This is a genomic window from Pseudomonas fluorescens (assembly GCF_005938625.1).
GTDB classification, from domain to species: Bacteria; Pseudomonadota; Gammaproteobacteria; order Pseudomonadales; family Pseudomonadaceae; genus Aquipseudomonas; species Aquipseudomonas fluorescens_BD.
The window spans coordinates 190,012-205,723 of record NZ_VCNJ01000013.1; the positions used below are offsets into that span (position 1 = coordinate 190,012).

Genomic DNA, 15,712 nt, shown 5'->3' on the forward strand with positions numbered 1-15,712 from the left:
GGCGAGGGCCTGACACCGGCGTTTACATCAACGGCTTGTCCGGCGGCGCATCCATCACTTTCACTACATCATCGATCAACGCCTTGCTTAACTCCTGCAAATACTGCGAGGCATAAGCGTGAAGGTCAGGATCGCGCGCGACTGAAGAGTCCGCAGTGAGTAGTCGAGAGATGTGAAGCAAGTGTGAGGCGTGGGAAAGGGCGGCGATTACCGGTACACCACGGTTGGTGCGGAACATCGCTTGATTGGATTGAAAGGAAAAGTGGGTGAGGCCGAGGGTTTTGAGATTCTGAGAGTTGGTCATTTCGCTTCACCTTCCGTTCGAGATGGACGGGCGTGAAGTGACCGGTGTGCTGACGGATCAATGGCTTTCATTTGTTAACTCCCTGTATCAAATGAGAGCTGCCAATTCGTTATCAGACGAATGGGTGGCAGCTATGCGCGGGCTGATAAACCGGAGATACAGGAACCCGGCAGACCCGAAGGTCTCCCACGCACAGCCGCCATTGCACGGTAGTGCAGACACAAAAAATGCGCCGGCAAACGTGAATTGGGGCGCTGGTGCGCCTGTATCTTACCCGGGTTATCAGGCCCGGTCGCTGAATTGGCAGCGACGGGTTTGACGGTAGCTTGGGGAGTAGCAGGCGCGCAATTGTGGCCAGTAGTGGCTTTGCTTGGCTTCTCGTTACAGCAGATTTCTCAGGATTTCGCGGCATGTGTTTTGTCGGTTACGACTTGTCCTTAACCTTTTCTAAGCAACAAAACGAGGAGATCAGCGATGGTCGTTGAATTGGAGCAATTCCAGCAGGACTTACTGGAGTCTGTACGTCAGATGAAGGCCGGTGAGGCCGCTCGCGTAACGCAGATGCTGCCCTCTGCGGCGCAGAAACAAAGCGTCGAGGCTTCAAGCACTCTTGGACTGGGAAACCGCGTTGCCATTGACTCCGCCGGTTCAGTGAGCTGAGAAACACCGCTCATGCAATTACGCTTTTTTATGGGCACACCATAATTATTGCCAGTTCATAATTTGGCATAAAAGCGGAAATTCGGGCGTTTTGGGCAAAAGCCGTGTGTTGTGGGAGAAGGGCGTCTGGCGATTAGATCGACGTGTGGGGAGGAGGGGCGCTATTTCTACTGAAGCAGAAACGCTGCCAAAAATATAAACACCCCAGAAACAACAAAGCCCCTGCATTTCTGCAGGGGCTTTGTTTTGTATGGTGCCGGCACCAGGAGTCGAACCCGGGACCTACTGATTACAAGGAAGGTGCTTTAAACATAAAAATCAATGAGTTACGTGATTCCTTGTTACGTGCAGATACGCCAAAACCCGCATGTTTCGCGGGCTTCGGTACGTTTGTTACGTGGGGTTTGCTCAGTCAGCCGAAGGTGAAACCACCGGCACACTGTGATCGTAGACGTCCATCATCTTCGCGTCACGGTGGCCACTTGCTTCCTGTTTGTCTGCCCTGGTGCCGGTCGTGTCAGTGATGCCGCGCCGTTTCAGATCGTGCAGCGCGAAGCGATCTTCCGGATCGATGTTTCCGTCTGCGATCGCCAAAGTGATAAAGCGTTGCCAAGCGGTGTCGAGGCTTGTTTTTCGAAGCGGGCCACCGTGGCTGGCCACGATGATAAAGCGCTTTGAGGCCGCGATCGGGATAGGCGTTTTACGGCGTTCCCAAACCTTGGCGCGCAAAGCCTTCGCGCCTTCCCAAACGGTGCGCAGTCGCGGCGTCCATCGGACGATGTTGTCCCGACTGCCCTTGCGCCGATTGGTCAGAATCCCTTCCTGCAGCTCGTTCGCATCCGTGAGCGTCACGACCTCGATGCCGCGTAGTCGGCAAAGGTAGGCCAACTCCATCACGCTGGCCAGGTATTCGGGGCAACCGCCAGGCTCGTTACGTGCCAGACGTCCACGCGCCGTTGCGCGATCGATGAGTACGTCCATAACGTTCAACCGTGGCAACCGGCGTTGTTTACGTTCTATCGGCGCTTCGATGCCCAGGGCTGGGTTCACTTCAAGGAAACCCCGATTACGTCCCCACTGCAGAACACGGCGCAGATAACGCAGTGCGTGCGCCGCCTTTGAGGGCGTGCCCTCGTCTGCGATCCGATCGACAATGCGTTGCACCAGGGCGGCGGTGAATTTCTTCACTGCGAGATCGCCCAGCGGCTTGCCCAATTTGGTGGGAATGTTCAGCAGTACATCGCGAGAGTAGCAGTAATCGTCGTGCGTTTTGGGAGCGAGTTTTTTGTATCGGTCGCTCAGGTGAAACTGTTCGCACACGTAGCGCAGCGTTCCTCGATCAACGTTGGACGCCTCGTCCATGATTTGATGGAGTTCTGCCAGCGACGCGGCTGCGGGCGCCACGTTTTGGCGGCGCTGCTTTCCTGTCTCGTCCCGATGAAGGGTGTACCAGACACCACTGTCGCGATGGTCGAAGTAAACGGCCGCCGGGAGGGCGGCCTGATCGATATGGGCAGGGATATGGGGGTTGTGCTTACGTTTCCTCGCTCGCCTCATAATATGTCGGTGTCGTACCTTTCAGCGCTTGCCGACGTGACGCCGCCGGCGTGATTAATCAGGTCAAGCGTTGTCCATGGGCCAGTTCGGCCACGGAACAAGCGCACACCCTGGGCGATCAGCGAGCGCTCAACATCGGATCGACGTTGATAACCGGTGATGTGCTGCAGGTCTTGAAAGGTCAAAACACCTGTTGTTGCTTGGCTCACGGTACAACCCTCGAACCTGTGTATTCCCGCACCTGGTGACAGACTAGTGTAGAGGCGGGTTCTGCTGAAAGCGTAGTAGAAACCACTGGATTTGATTCTGGTGCTGCTTGCTCACGGCGTTTAAACATAACGGCGTTCCTTTGCTTTTCTGATTGCAGCCTTTTCGGCCATTACAGCGGCCCATTCCTCAGTCTTTCTACGCTGGCGAATACGGCTGCACTTTTGATGTTTTCGGGTAGATCGGGCGTTGCCGCAGATGTCGCAGATGCTCGGTAAATCCAATCGCTTACTGGCCATCGCTGGCCGCTCCCGGTTTGGTTTGCCATCGCTCATATGCTGGCCCCCGATGACGCGTTGCTGGCCAGTAGTAGGGCCACAATGGCGGCTTCGGCCGCATCAATATCGCCCTGCTGCTTGGCGAAGGTGGCCAAGCACTCAAGGCGGATTCGCGCTTCGTCAGTCTTGGTAACCTGGTATTCGAATATCGCTGTGCCGACTATCCGAATTGCCATTAGGTGCCGGGCTGATTGAGCGTCGTTACTGCCCTGTGTGTTAGCCTTCGGATCGCTGCTGCTCGGGTGCTGTGCTTGCATGGTTCTGCCCTCGGTAGTGGTTGGTGTCGGGGAGGTGCAACTCCTCGACACCCCTTCAATTCATGGCGTACGCCGACTGTTTCAGAACGGTACGTCGTTATTCATCAGGTAATCCGTGCTGTGTAGCCTGCTCAGTGCTGCAGAGCGTTGTCGTTCGGATAGGCCAACGAGGTCGCACAGCGCTTCGATTAATGCCGCGACTTGAGCAAAATTCCTTGCATACCGCCGATTCAAATCCTCGCGGAATTGCCTTTCATACTTGGCCATCTGTGTTGGCACCATTCCTTGTAGTGCCGTCAGAATCAGGTCTTCGTGATGTCGGAACACTCCGGCAAATGCACCTGCGCGGTCAGCGTTTAACTCAATAAGCTGTGCCACCGATCGGAATTTCTTGTCTTGTTTGGATGGATGCAAAAACACTGTCTGCATTCTGCTTTTGACGGCCTCACTGCAGCGCAGAGGGGCATCAGCAATGATCAAAATCGCTCCCTTAAACTTGGTCAGTTCGCCACCTCGGCTGTGGTCTAAAAACTCCGCATTGGAGTCATAAAGCGGCTTCAGCTCGTCCGCCCAGTCGCCAGTTGCTTTCTCATGGATAGGCACCAGTGCGGTGACCTTGTTGCCGGCGTTGGTCATAAAACGAGACCGGCCTGCTCGTGATGCGTGATCAGGAGCGCACCCCTGAAAATGTTCCTCCCCGCTCAGTTTCCACAGGTAGTCGAGCAGCAGGCCTTTGCCGCCACCTGGCTGGCCGGTTATTTGGAGAAACGGAAAGCTTCCTTGTTCTTTGCGGATGCGATCGGCGTGCAATGCACCAAGCCACCAGGCCATGGTCACAACACCGTCAGGCCCGAAGACGTTGTAAAAGTCACCAAAGCGAATCGCCGATTTAAGATTTACAGTCTCTACTTTCATTGGGTCACTCCTGAGTTGCGGGTTTAGGCACTTTGGAAAATCCAGCAGCGCACGGTTTTCGGTTTGTCTGCAGCGTCCAACTCCCAAGCGGAGCAAACGGTTCGGTTTGTCTCCACGAACTTCGGGCACTTGCTGGTTTTCAGGTGGCGTTTCAGCTCGGTCATGTCCGGGACTTTCTGGCGTTTCTCCGCGGCTTCTTTGGCAAAGTCGTTGAGGTTCACCGCAATCAAACTGTCATTGCGTGAGTGGTTGAGTCCGCCGGCAGCGCTGTTTAGGTATTCGTACAGTTCCCAAAACTCGACGACGACCGGGTGATCAGCATTGATGGCCAACTGGCGATCCTTGGCCATGTTCTGGATCTCCGCGTGTGTGGCTTCCAACTGATGCTTTTTCAGAGGAACGACGTGCACCAGTGCGTCTACGAGCGCGTGCAGCTGGGCATGATTCTTTGCGATCCGGACGGTGCGAATTTCAGGCAGGGCCAGCAGCGCCTGTTCGTAGGTCGGAACCTTCGCGCGAATGGTCTCCATCACGGAGGACTCCGACGTGGTGGCTTTGAGCAGAAATCCGCTCACGCGGTCGACGGGCATACGCTCCAGTTTTTCAACCAACAGCTTGGTTTGCGGCGTCTGCCCGTCCTTCGTCATGGCGATGTGCACCAAGCGCTGCAGGATCGGTTCAGAGGCGTTCACTGCGTGGTTCTGACCGATGACCACGGCGCCACGGAAGGGCGGTTCGCGGGTGTCGTTACCGTTGTTCTTTACACCGGTTGAGCGAACGCTGCGGCCGTTGTAGGCGGTCTTCAGTTCGTCCCAGTCGTATTGGCGGGTTTGGCTTCCATCTGATTTTTCCCGCTCAGACTCAATCAACACCACCGGCAGATTCCCGACTTGGGCAAAGTTTCGTGCCCGAGCAACTGGGGTGCCTTTAGTGGGGTCAAAACCTTCGTAGTCGAGGCGTCCGCACAACTTCCATAGGAATTCGATCAGGGTGGATTTACCGGCGCCTGGCTCACCGATAATTTCCATGAAGGGGTAACTCTTTTGATGCTGCCGGATCTGCTCGGCGAACAATGAGCCGAACCAGAAGGCGAGGGCGACCAGCCCTTTGGCACCGAAGCATTGCCAGATGATGTCGAGCCATTCAGTGTCGAACTTCTCCAGGTCAGTGTTCAAGTTCAAGGTCACTGACTGGCTGAGCGTTTTAATGCTCAAGCGATCCATGTCGAAGAAGTCTTCTTCGTTCAGCTTGAAGATTTTACCGTCGCGTACCGCCACATCGCCGTACACGTATGCGCCGTGTTCGCGGGTGTAGCCCGTGAAGTCGATGGTTTGAACGGTCTTGAGAGCGTCGGTTTGTTCCTCAATGAACGCGTCCAATTGCTGCGTTGTACCGGTGAACATCCCACCGGGGGCAATGCCCAACAGACGCTTTTTGAACTCGGCCGATGAAGAGATCTGAGCGCTGGTGAAAGTGTTTTTAATCGGCGCAGCGTCGTGTGCAAACGTGATCCGGAAGTAATACCAGGACTCGTCTGTGAGCTTGTTTTCCTGGTAGTACAGGGCTTTCGGATTGCAGGTAGCGATGCGCTGCAGCGCGCCGCACTGCTGCATGGCTTTCGCCCGCATCTGTTTGTTGTTCAGCTGCTGATCGTCGTGATGCTCGCTGTCCTCCAGTTCCTGAATGGCCTTGTTGTATTTCTCCAGATCAAGCTTGAACCAATACAGACGATTGCCGAACTCCAGATGAAATTCGCTTCGACGCTTCCAATCGAACATCACCAAGGCTTTTTCGGTAGCGTTCTCAGCGATCAGCAGCGCGCCGTGATGCCGAGCAATGGTGATGTCTTTTTCAATTTGGGCGTCGCGTTTCTCGCCTTCGTCCAGGAACTGCCAGCGCTGGTGTAAATCGTTCCAATCGACCTTGCGTTTGTCCCGCTGAGGGATCTGCGCGGCCTCACAGGTAAAGCCCAATTCGCGGGCCATACGTACCCAACGTTTGGTATAGGCGTGTGCACCTGGTTCGTTGTCCAACGCCCAAACCAGCTTCGGCAGATTGCCCGGGCGTGCTGTGACCAACGCCTGCAGCGATTCAGCCGGGAAGGCGTTGGATGACATGGCGGACACGGCGGCAATGCCGTGGTGCACCAGGGCGGTGGCGTCGAAGATGCCTTCCACGATCCACAGTTCTTTCGCTTCGAGCAGATCTACGCAGGGCGGGCACCACCACACCCCCCGGTAGCTTTCACCCGGAGCGAAACGCGCTTTCATTTTTCCGAAGCGTGCCGGCTTGTCGATCAAGCGTTCCCAGTAGCCGCCTTTCTCCAAGGCGAAACGCACCGTCGCGCTACCTGCGTTGTGCTGAGAGGAGTAGTAGGTGTCTTGCGTGAACCAGCCAGCAATCAACTGGATGTCGAAGCCCCGGCCGAACTCCAGATAGGCGCGGGCTGTGGCCGTTGGTGCACTGTCCGTAGCGGGGGCCCGCTTGCTCCAGTCTTCGAAAAGATCGTCGTAGATTTCCTTGACGTGCATGGTGTGGCCGCACTTTTCAGGGCGGCCGCAGATAACCAGCCACGGCTTGTCGTGACGTGAATACAGCTCTTTCTTCCTGCACTTGGGGCATTCACCACCGCGCATATAGTCGGTGCCGGTACGGTGTTTTAGGCCGTAGTCATTTTCAAGGCGCTGCAGGACGTCGGAGCGGAGATCGTCTCTCATGGTTTTTTCACTGTTTTGAGGCTTTGAGTCAGGGCGCCGGCGAGGGCGCCGATCAGATGTTTTCGAGCGGCCATCACCGGATCGTTCGTGAGGATCGACCCGTGGCGCAGCCCTTCGGGGATCAGGCGGTAATGGTCGGAATACCAGAGGTCATTGAGGCTGAGACGGTACTGCTCGCGCAGGTTGGCCAAGAGCGCTTCGGCGTGCACCGGTGGCAGTTTTGCGTTGATGTTCAGGGCGTATTCCATCGTCAAACCTCAATTTCGGGCGCAGCTCACCCAAACCCACGGGAATGGGGGATCGGGGATTTAGTGGTTAGGTGTTACGGAGTGGTGACGCGAAAACGCCCGTTGTCCGGTGCGTTGAGGATGCGTTCATAAATCAGGCTGACGGGAATGGCCCAAACCTCACCGGTGCCTGTGTCAGTGATAACGGTGTGTGTAGGTGTGCTGGTCATTACATCCAGTCGCTGCCGATCGCTGACAACAGACAAATCGCTGTAGGCCAGGTGAACCATTTTTTCAGCTGTCGGAGTGAGTACGTCGAAGTCCGCGACCAAATGCTGCACAGCTCGTTTGATCAGTTGTTGATCATCGCTCAGGTGTTCGCACCGGTGCCGTTCAAGAAACACCGACGCGGCAGCTTTGAGCATGTCCTGATATTCCTGTACTGCAGGCAGATTGTTCATTGGGCTTTCCCTGCGCGGTAAAGAGCTATTGCGGCAAGCACTTCGGCGTGCCGTGCAGCAACGTGAAGGTTGTGAGCGTCCAGAATCAGTTCGGCTTCTTCTTCGCTGATTGAACCGTCCTCCAGCGCCTTGGCGATCGCCTGGTCGACGCAACCGCGTTTTGCCGCCACCTGTAGCGAACGAGCGTATAGCTCGACGTTGTCTAGCGTTTCAGGATCAGCCACTGGAACGAACAACCCGCCGTACATTGAGGCGACGTAGTTGGGGAAGTGGTGAGTTCCGCAGTCCTGCTCAAGCATGAAAACCTGAGAGTCAGTGAGAGGACTGCATCCGGCGTTTTCGTAGGCATGGTTGTCGAACTTCTTGAGCTTCAGCCCCAAGCGTGCAGCGGCGGCTTCGCGTCCGCCGGTATAGCTGCGGATGATCTCGCTCATAACTTCTTTGCGGGTGTCTAGGATCGGGCTTTTCATCTTCTACTTTTCCCTGTTGGCCCCTGCCGTTACTGTTCAATCACACCTTGTTTGACGCCTAGTAAAACGGCAGCTCGGTGTGCCTCCCCACGGCGACATTGGCTCTGTCCACTCAGCACCGCATAAACGGTGCTGGGACTCAGGTTGTGCAAAGCAGCAAAATCTTTCGCGGACTGACCGCGCTTCTCCAACGCTTCACGGGCTTTTTTGCGGGCTTGCTCGGTGATGCTTGTGTTCGGCATAGTGCAAATCTCTGCGTTTTCGTGTGATGACAAGCGCAGAATGTGGCAAAAAACTGCCAATGTAAATATGCGAGTGGAAAAATATTGACTCTCTCCGAAGAGATCGGCGCCAGGCTGCGGGAACTTCGCTCTGGCGCTGGCCTGACTCAAGATCAACTGGCTGAAAAACTTGGCGTGTCCAAACGTACCCAGGGCAACTACGAATCGGGTGCCAGCGATGCGCCTGCGTCCTACCTGAGTCTTGCTAACTCGCTGCTGGATTTTGACGTTGCGTATATCGTTCACGGATCGCGTAAGACACTGCCAAATGAGGCACTGTCGGAAGTTGAAGACTGCTTGATAAACCAGTTTCGCAGCATTCCTGAAGACGATCAGAGAGCGATTCGACGCATCCTGGAAGCCATGGCCGACGACGCTGCCCGCCACCGTTCTTAAGACGCAATAAACCCTTACCGTTATTGGGGTAACTCTTATTCCAATGCTTTCGCGCACACCCCATAAAGTCCGATCAGCAATGCACTTTATGGAGTAGTTAGCATGTTGGATCGCAAGAAGAACGATCAAGACACCCTCAATAACGCCGGGTCGGAATCTGCCGCACTCACTGACATTGAGCGCCGACTGATCGATCTGTATCGCCGGCTGAGCCGCGTTGAACAGCAACAGGTTCGCCGCGTAGCCGAGATACTGGCAATCAACCCAAAGGAGAAAACAGGGGGCTGACCGTCATTCTTTGAATGATCCCGATCGCCGGCGCTCGTACGCCGGCGGTTTGTAATTACGCTACCGCCTGCGATCCCAGTTGCTCGAATAGCTCTCGCTGCTTCGCCCTGGGCATTTCCCTCAAGCGATCGATCAACATCCGCTCGAACGTCTGCGATGACGGACTGAGCGTGTGCGAGAACGTCAGATTTGCCACCCATGTGTGCCCGCACTTTGCGTCTAGGCACTGGCAGTACAGTTTTACAAAGGCTCTGGTTACCTCTTCCCGCGAGGCAATCCGGCCCTTGTGTCCGCAATTGCATACAACTCTCATTGTGTCCCTCCCCAGGGGCAGCTGATCGCCACCATTTTGCCACAATATGTAGTGGTATTCTCTCTGGTATCCGGGTTATGTAGTGGCATCCACTGCATTTGGTGCTTGTTTCCAGCTAAAACGCCTGTCTTCGCGAAGCGTGTCATTCAGTTGGTGGAATAGCTGACAGATCGGCCGTATTTCGTTACTCGTGTACACCCGATCAATCTTTTCGATGTCCCCGAAACCACCGGTGTTTTCCGGAATGATGCCGGCCAGTGCCGGGTTCATACGCCATGCAGCGATGACGTCATTTCGAGTGATGTTCTTCACCTTCTCCAGCTCATCTTTCGCCTGGAAGTCACCCACGGGGATGATCTGAATCGCGTTTTCCTTGCCGTTGGGGATGTTGACGAACATCGAGCGGAAGTTGCCCACGCCTTTGCTGGCACTGATCTGCGCGCGCAGCTCGTCTTCGTCCTCCTCGGTCAGATCAGGATCGTTGGTGTAGAAGATGTAACCGGCGTGCGCGCCGTTGCTGTAGTACCGACGGCGGAAGAGGGTGGCCGCCTCATTGAGCAGCAGCGCCTGCAGGCCTCCCAAATAGTCTGGGATCCCGTAAATGTTCTGCTCCACGTCATAGTCCAGGACGTGGGAGATCTCGTGTTGTTCGAACTCCATTTCCTTGTTGTCGGGCAGCAGCATCACGAAACCGCCGTCGACCTTTACCCGCATGTTGATAGCCGGAAGGTGCTGCAGCTCCAGCACTTGGCCGAATGCGTTGGTGTCGTTGTAGAAATACGCTTCGCCAAACACCATGTAGTCCAGCCCGGCGCGGCCCATTGTTTCGGTGCTGCAACCGGCCGAGGGGATGAACTCACGCAGCAGCAGGTTGCGTTTGAACTTCGGAATGGCGCCGTGGTGTGCGTTGGCGCGCAGCAGTTTGGCCAGACCAACCCGCGACACCGGAGGTTTGTAGATCCTGCCGTCGTCGCTGGGGAACACGCCCACGTACTCGCCGATGTTGCCGGACAGCACCTGTTCCGGTTCCCCGAACGTAAACGAGCGCATCGGTTGCTGCGTTGGTCGGGCTACGTGTTGCTTTCTGCGTTTGCGGTTGGCCATGGCTGGTCTGATTACTCGTGACGTAGCGGCTACGACGCCGCTTGTTGGTGTTCAAAGGTTCGTTGGCCAGGGCGTGCATCACCGCCCAAGCAATGTCGGCGTGGCCGGTGGCGTCGGTGCGCGAAGCGCTATAGGTGATCTGGCCGCTGTTGGTGGCGCCGCGTTTGATGGTCAAGAAGGCCTGCGCGATGTCCGTCCAGCCTGCGTCCCACTCGATGCGACTGCCTTGGATCGTGTCCTGGGCTTTGAGCACCAGGGCGTTTTTCGCCTCAAGGCTGTAGTGAATGGGTGTCGCCTTGGCATAGAAGTCGCGCACCAGGTCAAACACGCCGTAACCCACGCCTGTGACGTCGATGCCGATGTGCTGAACGTTGAAGCGCTCGGTCAGTTTCTTGACCTGTGCGGCCTGGTAGGTGAACGAATGGCCACGCCAGCTGTGCTTCTCCAAAATGCGGAACTTCGCCCCGGGTTCGAGTGGCGGCGCGATGACCACACAGGTGGCGTCGTCGCGGGTGCGGCTCGGGTCGTAGCCCAGCCAGACCGGACTGTTGCCGAATGGCCGATCCAGCTCCGCGTTGTAGTCCTCCCACAACGACAGATCCGAGTAGCAGCGTTCCAGATCCTTGAGGCTGAATGCGCTTTGGGTGCTGTCGATGAATTTGCAGTAAAACAGCTGCTGAAATTTGTCCTCGTCGTACTCCAGCTGCAGCTGCTCCAGGTCGAACAGGTCGCAGCCGCCTGCGATCGCATCGTCCAGGGTGATCGTCTTGCGCCATTGGCCATCCGGACACAGCGCGCCCTGCGTGTAAGCCGCTTCGCTGGGCCACACACCGCCGGCTTTCTTGCCGCGTTTGCTGTTGCGGAATTCCTCACCTGACCAGAATGGGTACGCCTGGTGCGACACGGCGCTGGGGGTCGAGAAATAGGTTTTGCGCCACTTCTTGTGTGTGCCCATGGCGCTGGCCACGGTGCTGAGTTTTTCGAAGTCGCGGATCCAGAAATATTCATCCACGTAGACGTGGCCGTGGTAGCCCTGTGCTGTGCTGCTGTTGGTGCTGAGAAAGCGCAGTTCGGCGCCGTTGCTGAGCGTGATCGGGTTGCCCGTCAACTCGATGCCAAACCACTGCTGGGCGAACTGGATGATGTAGCTGCGGAAGATCTCGGACTGCGATCGGCTGGCCGACAGAAACACCTGGTTGTCCCCGCTCAGCACGGCATCCATGAACGCTTCGCCGGCGAAGTAGTAAGTCAGACCGACCTGACGGCTTTTGAGGATGTTCCGGACACGGCGAGTCAGCGGGTTCTGTTTCGCCTCGAACAGCTCTTTCTGGTAGCCATACATCTTCGAGATGAATTTATCGAGGAAGTCCACTTCGGTCAGGCCGCTAACGTCGTTCTTGGCCTTCTTTTCCCGCTTCTTACCGCTGCTTTCGCCTCGTTCACGGCGTTGACCAGGCTGGCGTTCGCGAGACTCGTCCGGTGCGTCCGACGGCGCCACCTGCGCAGGCTTGGCCGCAAGTTTTTTCAGCCGCTCAAGTAGGCCCGTCAGTCGCTCCAGTTCGTCCAGTTCGGCTTTCGTCAGCGGATCGACCTTTTCCAGTATCAGGGTGATTCGCCGGTTGACCGCGCTCAACGGCTCTTCATCCGTCAGCATCTCGTCCCAGCCGCCTTGGCGGATCCAGTAATAGACGATTCGGATGTTGGGCAGCTTCAAATGCGCCTGTATTTCCTTCACCGAACAGCGGCGCAGGTAGAGGCGTTTTGCGGCTTCTTTAACTTCAGTCGGGTAGTTCATGGGCCGCAGTCTATGCGGCGAAAACCCCGGAAACGCGGGGTTAAATGCTGCGATCCGCCTATCTGTCGAAAATAGGAGAACCCTGAATTTCAACCGTTTGTTTGGCGGTAAACGGCTCCCTATCGTGGCGGCTCATTCAGCGATTGAGCGCAGTTACCACTCATGCCCCGTTCCCTTGTCTCCTACTGGAAACGTGTTGCCACCAGCGGCCCGACCATTGATGGCCGCGACATCCTTCCCCAGGAACTGCGCGACATCGCCGAGACCTACACGCCGACTTTGTACACCGCTGTTATCTGGTGTGAACACGAACGCTGGTTTGGATCCCACGGAACGGTTTTCGCTGTGCGCCTGGTCGAGGAGGGCGACGATCTGGAACCTGGCCAAGTCGCCCTTGAAGCGCAACTGAAGCCAAACGACAAGCTGCTGCGCCTGAACGACGCCGGCGAAAAGCTGTTCACCAGCATCGAGATCAAGCCGAATTTCCGGGGCCGTGGCAAAGCCTACATGACCGGTATCGCCGTCACCGACGAACCTGCCAGCGTCGGCACGCAGGAACTCTACTTCTCCAGTCGCACCAGCCGCGATGCTTACTACGCCGCCTCCCAAGAACTTGGCCCTCTGCGCGAAACCGAAGCGCAGGGCGAGATTGGCCGCCTTGTCGGCATGTTCACCCGCCTGTTCAAACGTTTCGGCATTGACGACACCGGCGCCGAAACCACTCCGCAAACCCCAACCGAGAGCAAACCCCCAATGGATGAAGCTACCGCCACGGCTTTGAAAGCCCTGCTGGCCCAGCTGCTGGTCGTCGCTGCCGGCATTCAGGCCGTGATTGAGCCTGCTGCCGAAGACGCACCTGAACCCGATCAAGCCCCGATCGATGACGTCAGCGCGGCAGTCGACGAGATCGTCACCACCGCCGAAGAAGAACGCGAATTCAAGCGCAACGGCGGCAGTTCCAACAAAGCAGTGTTGGCAGCTCTGACCAGTCTGCAGCAACAGTTCACCACGCTGCAGAACACCAGCATCGGCCGTCAGTTGCCGCGTTCCACCGGCGCAGCCGACAAAACCAAAGCGCGGGTACTCTGACATGGCCCGTTCCCTGAGCGCCTACGGCGCCAAGATGTATGCAGCCATGCAACTTGCCATGGCCGAAACCTATGGTGTCGAGCTGTCCAGCAAGATGTTCAGCGTTGAGCCGTCCATCACCCAGGAACTGAACGACGCCATCACCGCCAAGTCGGACTTCCTTTCGCGCATCAACGTCATTGGCGTGAGCGAAATCAAGGGCGAGAAGGTGTTCATCGGTGTATCCGGCCCGGTGACTGGCCGTACTAACACCAAGACCACCGATCGCGAGGCGAAAGACGCTTCCGAGCTGGACAACACCACCTACGAACTGTCGTCTACCGAATCCGACGTGGGTCTGCCGTACGCAAAAATCGATGCCTGGGCCAAATTCCCGGACTTCCACCAACGCTACTCGGCTGCTGTGCAGAAACAGATCGCTCTGGACCGCATCATGGTTGGTTTCCACGGCCTGAAAGCCGCTGCGCAGACCGATATTGCCACTTACCCAATGCTGCAGGACGTGAACAAAGGCTGGCTGCAACAACTGCGCGAGCAAGCCCCACAGCAGGTACTCAAGGAAGGCAAAACCGCTGGCAAAGTCACCTTGGGGCAGGGCGGTGATTACGCCAACCTGGACGCCCTGGTGCATGACACCAAGCAAATGGTGGACGAGCGTCTGCGCGACGGTGGCGACCTGGTCGCGATCATCGGTTCCGATCTGTTGGCTGCTGATAAGGCGAAGCTGTACGCCAAGCAAGGCGACGTGCCGACCGAAAAAGAGCGCATCGAAGATGCCCAGGTGATCGCCACCTATGGCGGTCTGCCGAGCTTCAGCGTTCCGTTCTTCCCAGTCAACGCTGTGCTGGTCACCAGTTGGGACAACCTGTCGATCTACTTCCAGGACTCCAGCTGGCGCAAGCAAACCGTGGACAACCCGAAACGCTCCCGCGTCGAGGATTACAACAGCCGCAATGAAGGCTATGTAATCGAGCAGCTGGAGAAAATCGCGCTGACCGAGAACGTGGAGCTGCTTAAGTGAGCCTGGCTCTCGCCCACAAGCGCCGCACCCTGGCCCAAGGCAGTGCTGCAGTAATCGCTGCTGCCGCCGCACCGCTGGCGTATTCGCCGGCGGAAGCCTTGAGCAGTCCAGCCAACGCGAAAAAGCACCTGCTGCTGATGGAAGCCTCGCTGGATCAGGATCTGCAGCGCCTGAGCGACATCAAGGGCCTCGCTGGGCGTCAGGCACTCAAGCGCGAGGAGCTGTTGCCCAAGTACCAGGATTTTATTCAGCGCTACATGGACTCGGGTCTGGTGATACCGAACCGCGTCCTGGTCCAGGTGATGGTCTGGCTGTTCGACACCGAGCAGTTCGAAGACGGCCTGGCACTGGCGGACTTTGCGATCGAGCAGGGGCAGGAAATGCCGGAGCGCTTCAAGCGCCGCGACGTGCAGACCTTTGTCGCGGATGCCGTGATCGATTGGGCTTACGCCGAGTACAACGCGCAGCGCAGCCCGGAGCCGTACCTGTCCGATCTGTTGCCGCGTGTCGACGGTGAATGGGAGCTGACCGAACAGATCCCGAGCAAGTACCACAAGTTGATCGGCATGCGCGCCATGGAGGCCGAGCAGTGGGAAACCGCGCTCCAGCATCTGGAGCGCTCGACCGAGCTGTACGCGAAAGCCGGCAACGAGACGCGAATCAAGAAGTGTCGCATCGCCCTGGCCAAACAAGCACCCGCCGTCACCGGCGCCCAATAACCGACTACCCCCCCAGCGGGGAACTGTGGACGTGTGTCTGCCATTTATGGCCAGCCCCACGAAAAACAGTCTCCCCGCCCTATTAGAGCGGTCAGCAATGAGCTTTTCCGGGAAACCCACCACCTTTGTGGAACAGGCGATTGAGAACGACGGCTTCTGGCCGAACCTCTCCGTGTCCGAGTTCCAGAAGGGCTACCGCCTGCCGGCGGAGTACCTGGTAGACATGCTGGTCACTGATTTGACTACCGCGATGATTGAGATCAATCGCGATTTGTCCAAACGCAAAGGCCAATGGCAGAGCGTGGGCATCACCTCCGTGGAATCTGGTGACCCTAAGGTGCTGCCTGACGGCACATTTCGCGTAGCGACGTACAAGCGTGCCGTGTATTGCCGAGCCAAGGCCAGCTTGCTGACGCAGTTCGCCACGGTAAGCCGCCGTGAAAGCGCCGAAAACACCGGCAAAGAAATGCCCGAACGCGGCGAGACGTTTCTGCAGTTCAGCCAGCAGGCGGTTCGCTCGCTACAAGGGCGCGGCCGAATCACGGCGGCGATCGTATGACCAAGCTGCAGACACTGACCGCGTATCTGTTGGA

The 15,712-nt window shown here is 57.1% G+C and carries 19 protein-coding genes and 1 pseudogene; 7 read left to right on the forward strand and 13 right to left on the reverse strand.

The features are described from left to right. Window positions 1-22 precede the first annotated feature (22 nt). A complete protein-coding gene (locus FGA82_RS10030; protein ID WP_141126965.1) occupies window positions 23-304 on the reverse strand; it encodes a DUF3077 domain-containing protein in 282 nt (93 codons plus the stop codon). Window positions 305-778: 474 nt separating this feature from the next. Here FGA82_RS10030 and FGA82_RS10035 point away from each other — a divergent pair. Continuing rightward, window positions 779-922 (forward strand): annotated as a pseudogene (locus FGA82_RS10035) (helix-turn-helix domain-containing protein); the annotation flags it as partial. A gap of 450 nt (window positions 923-1,372) precedes the next feature. Here the strand turns inward: FGA82_RS10035 and FGA82_RS10040 are convergent. From FGA82_RS10040 to FGA82_RS10085, 9 genes are all read right to left on the reverse strand, one after another. Further along, entirely contained in the window at window positions 1,373-2,521 is a 1,149-nt protein-coding gene (locus FGA82_RS10040; protein WP_141126966.1) for a site-specific integrase, read from the reverse strand. Further along, window positions 2,518-2,730: a DUF4224 domain-containing protein gene (locus FGA82_RS10045; RefSeq protein WP_080769328.1), complete on the reverse strand. Its 213-nt coding sequence runs from the start codon at window positions 2,728-2,730 to the stop codon at window positions 2,518-2,520. Before FGA82_RS10045 ends, FGA82_RS10040 begins: the two co-directional genes overlap by 4 nt. Window positions 2,731-3,059: 329 nt before the next feature. Further along, window positions 3,060-3,323, reverse strand: coding sequence for a hypothetical protein (locus FGA82_RS10055; RefSeq protein ID WP_141126968.1), 264 nt, complete (start codon window positions 3,321-3,323; stop codon window positions 3,060-3,062). Window positions 3,324-3,404: 81 nt separating this feature from the next. After that, window positions 3,405-4,238 carry a hypothetical protein gene (locus FGA82_RS10060; protein WP_141126969.1) on the reverse strand — a complete coding sequence of 278 codons (834 nt, stop codon included), beginning with the start codon at window positions 4,236-4,238 and terminating at the stop codon, window positions 3,405-3,407. 23 nt (window positions 4,239-4,261) lie between these two features. Further along, window positions 4,262-6,955: a toprim domain-containing protein gene (locus FGA82_RS10065; RefSeq protein ID WP_141126970.1), complete on the reverse strand. Its 2,694-nt coding sequence runs from the start codon at window positions 6,953-6,955 to the stop codon at window positions 4,262-4,264. Next, window positions 6,952-7,203 carry a hypothetical protein gene (locus FGA82_RS10070; RefSeq protein ID WP_141126971.1) on the reverse strand — a complete coding sequence of 84 codons (252 nt, stop codon included), beginning with the start codon at window positions 7,201-7,203 and terminating at the stop codon, window positions 6,952-6,954. Before FGA82_RS10070 ends, FGA82_RS10065 begins: the two co-directional genes overlap by 4 nt. Before the next feature lie 74 nt (window positions 7,204-7,277). Next, a complete protein-coding gene (locus FGA82_RS10075; protein ID WP_141126972.1) occupies window positions 7,278-7,643 on the reverse strand; it encodes a hypothetical protein in 366 nt (121 codons plus the stop codon). Next, window positions 7,640-8,113 carry a YmfL family putative regulatory protein gene (locus FGA82_RS10080; RefSeq protein WP_141126973.1) on the reverse strand — a complete coding sequence of 158 codons (474 nt, stop codon included), beginning with the start codon at window positions 8,111-8,113 and terminating at the stop codon, window positions 7,640-7,642. Before FGA82_RS10080 ends, FGA82_RS10075 begins: the two co-directional genes overlap by 4 nt. A 29-nt stretch (window positions 8,114-8,142) precedes the next feature. Then, on the reverse strand, window positions 8,143-8,355 hold the full coding sequence (locus FGA82_RS10085) for a DNA-binding protein (RefSeq protein WP_141126974.1): 213 nt from the start codon (window positions 8,353-8,355) through the stop codon (window positions 8,143-8,145). A gap of 84 nt (window positions 8,356-8,439) precedes the next feature. Between FGA82_RS10085 and FGA82_RS10090 the strand changes: the two genes are divergently transcribed. Both FGA82_RS10090 and FGA82_RS10095 read left to right on the forward strand, forming a co-directional pair. After that, window positions 8,440-8,790: a helix-turn-helix domain-containing protein gene (locus tag FGA82_RS10090; protein ID WP_141126975.1), complete on the forward strand. Its 351-nt coding sequence runs from the start codon at window positions 8,440-8,442 to the stop codon at window positions 8,788-8,790. 102 nt (window positions 8,791-8,892) lie between these two features. Then, window positions 8,893-9,078 (forward strand): hypothetical protein, encoded by a 186-nt coding sequence (locus FGA82_RS10095; RefSeq protein ID WP_141126976.1) that lies wholly within the window; start codon window positions 8,893-8,895, stop codon window positions 9,076-9,078. A gap of 55 nt (window positions 9,079-9,133) precedes the next feature. On the opposite strand, the gene FGA82_RS10100 is transcribed toward FGA82_RS10095, so the two are convergent. The 3 genes from FGA82_RS10100 to FGA82_RS10110 all read right to left on the reverse strand — a co-directional run bounded on the left by FGA82_RS10100 (window position 9,134) and on the right by FGA82_RS10110 (window position 12,290). Then, window positions 9,134-9,391, reverse strand: coding sequence for an ogr/Delta-like zinc finger family protein (locus FGA82_RS10100; RefSeq protein ID WP_064392752.1), 258 nt, complete (start codon window positions 9,389-9,391; stop codon window positions 9,134-9,136). A gap of 75 nt (window positions 9,392-9,466) precedes the next feature. Next, on the reverse strand, window positions 9,467-10,336 hold the full coding sequence (locus FGA82_RS10105; protein ID WP_171057263.1) for a phage portal protein: 870 nt from the start codon (window positions 10,334-10,336) through the stop codon (window positions 9,467-9,469). Beyond that, window positions 10,248-12,290 carry a terminase large subunit domain-containing protein gene (locus FGA82_RS10110; RefSeq protein ID WP_141126977.1) on the reverse strand — a complete coding sequence of 681 codons (2,043 nt, stop codon included), beginning with the start codon at window positions 12,288-12,290 and terminating at the stop codon, window positions 10,248-10,250. Before FGA82_RS10110 ends, FGA82_RS10105 begins: the two co-directional genes overlap by 89 nt. A gap of 162 nt (window positions 12,291-12,452) precedes the next feature. On the opposite strand from FGA82_RS10110, the gene FGA82_RS10115 reads away from it, so the two are divergent. The 4 genes from FGA82_RS10115 (at window position 12,453) to FGA82_RS10130 (ending at window position 15,678) form a co-directional block, all read left to right on the forward strand. Continuing rightward, window positions 12,453-13,379: a GPO family capsid scaffolding protein gene (locus FGA82_RS10115; RefSeq protein ID WP_141126978.1), complete on the forward strand. Its 927-nt coding sequence runs from the start codon at window positions 12,453-12,455 to the stop codon at window positions 13,377-13,379. A 1-nt stretch (window position 13,380) separates the two neighbouring features. Then, the gene (locus FGA82_RS10120; RefSeq protein WP_141126979.1) at window positions 13,381-14,400 is read left to right on the forward strand and encodes a phage major capsid protein, P2 family; all 1,020 of its coding nucleotides are present in this window, start codon (window positions 13,381-13,383) and stop codon (window positions 14,398-14,400) included. Further along, window positions 14,397-15,119: a phage terminase small subunit gene (gene gpM / locus FGA82_RS10125; protein WP_141126980.1), complete on the forward strand. Its 723-nt coding sequence runs from the start codon at window positions 14,397-14,399 to the stop codon at window positions 15,117-15,119. The genes FGA82_RS10120 and gpM overlap by 4 nt, the downstream gene beginning before the upstream one ends. Window positions 15,120-15,216: 97 nt before the next feature. After that, window positions 15,217-15,678, forward strand: a complete 462-nt coding sequence (locus FGA82_RS10130) for a head completion/stabilization protein (protein ID WP_141126981.1) — start codon at window positions 15,217-15,219, stop codon at window positions 15,676-15,678. Window positions 15,679-15,712: the final 34 nt, after the last annotated feature.

Coding starts and splice junctions, on each gene's coding strand:
- FGA82_RS10030 (WP_141126965.1), bottom strand. CDS start 304: ATGACCAACTCTCAGAATCTCAAAACCCTCGGCCTCACCCACTTTTCC.
- FGA82_RS10040 (WP_141126966.1), bottom strand. CDS start 2,521: ATGAGGCGAGCGAGGAAACGTAAGCACAACCCCCATATCCCTGCCCAT.
- FGA82_RS10055 (WP_141126968.1), bottom strand. CDS start 3,323: ATGCAAGCACAGCACCCGAGCAGCAGCGATCCGAAGGCTAACACACAG.
- FGA82_RS10060 (WP_141126969.1), bottom strand. CDS start 4,238: ATGAAAGTAGAGACTGTAAATCTTAAATCGGCGATTCGCTTTGGTGAC.
- FGA82_RS10065 (WP_141126970.1), bottom strand. CDS start 6,955: ATGAGAGACGATCTCCGCTCCGACGTCCTGCAGCGCCTTGAAAATGAC.
- FGA82_RS10070 (WP_141126971.1), bottom strand. CDS start 7,203: ATGGAATACGCCCTGAACATCAACGCAAAACTGCCACCGGTGCACGCC.
- FGA82_RS10075 (WP_141126972.1), bottom strand. CDS start 7,643: ATGAACAATCTGCCTGCAGTACAGGAATATCAGGACATGCTCAAAGCT.
- FGA82_RS10080 (WP_141126973.1), bottom strand. CDS start 8,113: ATGAAAAGCCCGATCCTAGACACCCGCAAAGAAGTTATGAGCGAGATC.
- FGA82_RS10085 (WP_141126974.1), bottom strand. CDS start 8,355: ATGCCGAACACAAGCATCACCGAGCAAGCCCGCAAAAAAGCCCGTGAA.
- FGA82_RS10095 (WP_141126976.1), top strand. CDS start 8,893: ATGTTGGATCGCAAGAAGAACGATCAAGACACCCTCAATAACGCCGGG.
- FGA82_RS10100 (WP_064392752.1), bottom strand. CDS start 9,391: ATGAGAGTTGTATGCAATTGCGGACACAAGGGCCGGATTGCCTCGCGG.
- FGA82_RS10110 (WP_141126977.1), bottom strand. CDS start 12,290: ATGAACTACCCGACTGAAGTTAAAGAAGCCGCAAAACGCCTCTACCTG.
- FGA82_RS10115 (WP_141126978.1), top strand. CDS start 12,453: ATGCCCCGTTCCCTTGTCTCCTACTGGAAACGTGTTGCCACCAGCGGC.
- FGA82_RS10120 (WP_141126979.1), top strand. CDS start 13,381: ATGGCCCGTTCCCTGAGCGCCTACGGCGCCAAGATGTATGCAGCCATG.
- FGA82_RS10130 (WP_141126981.1), top strand. CDS start 15,217: ATGAGCTTTTCCGGGAAACCCACCACCTTTGTGGAACAGGCGATTGAG.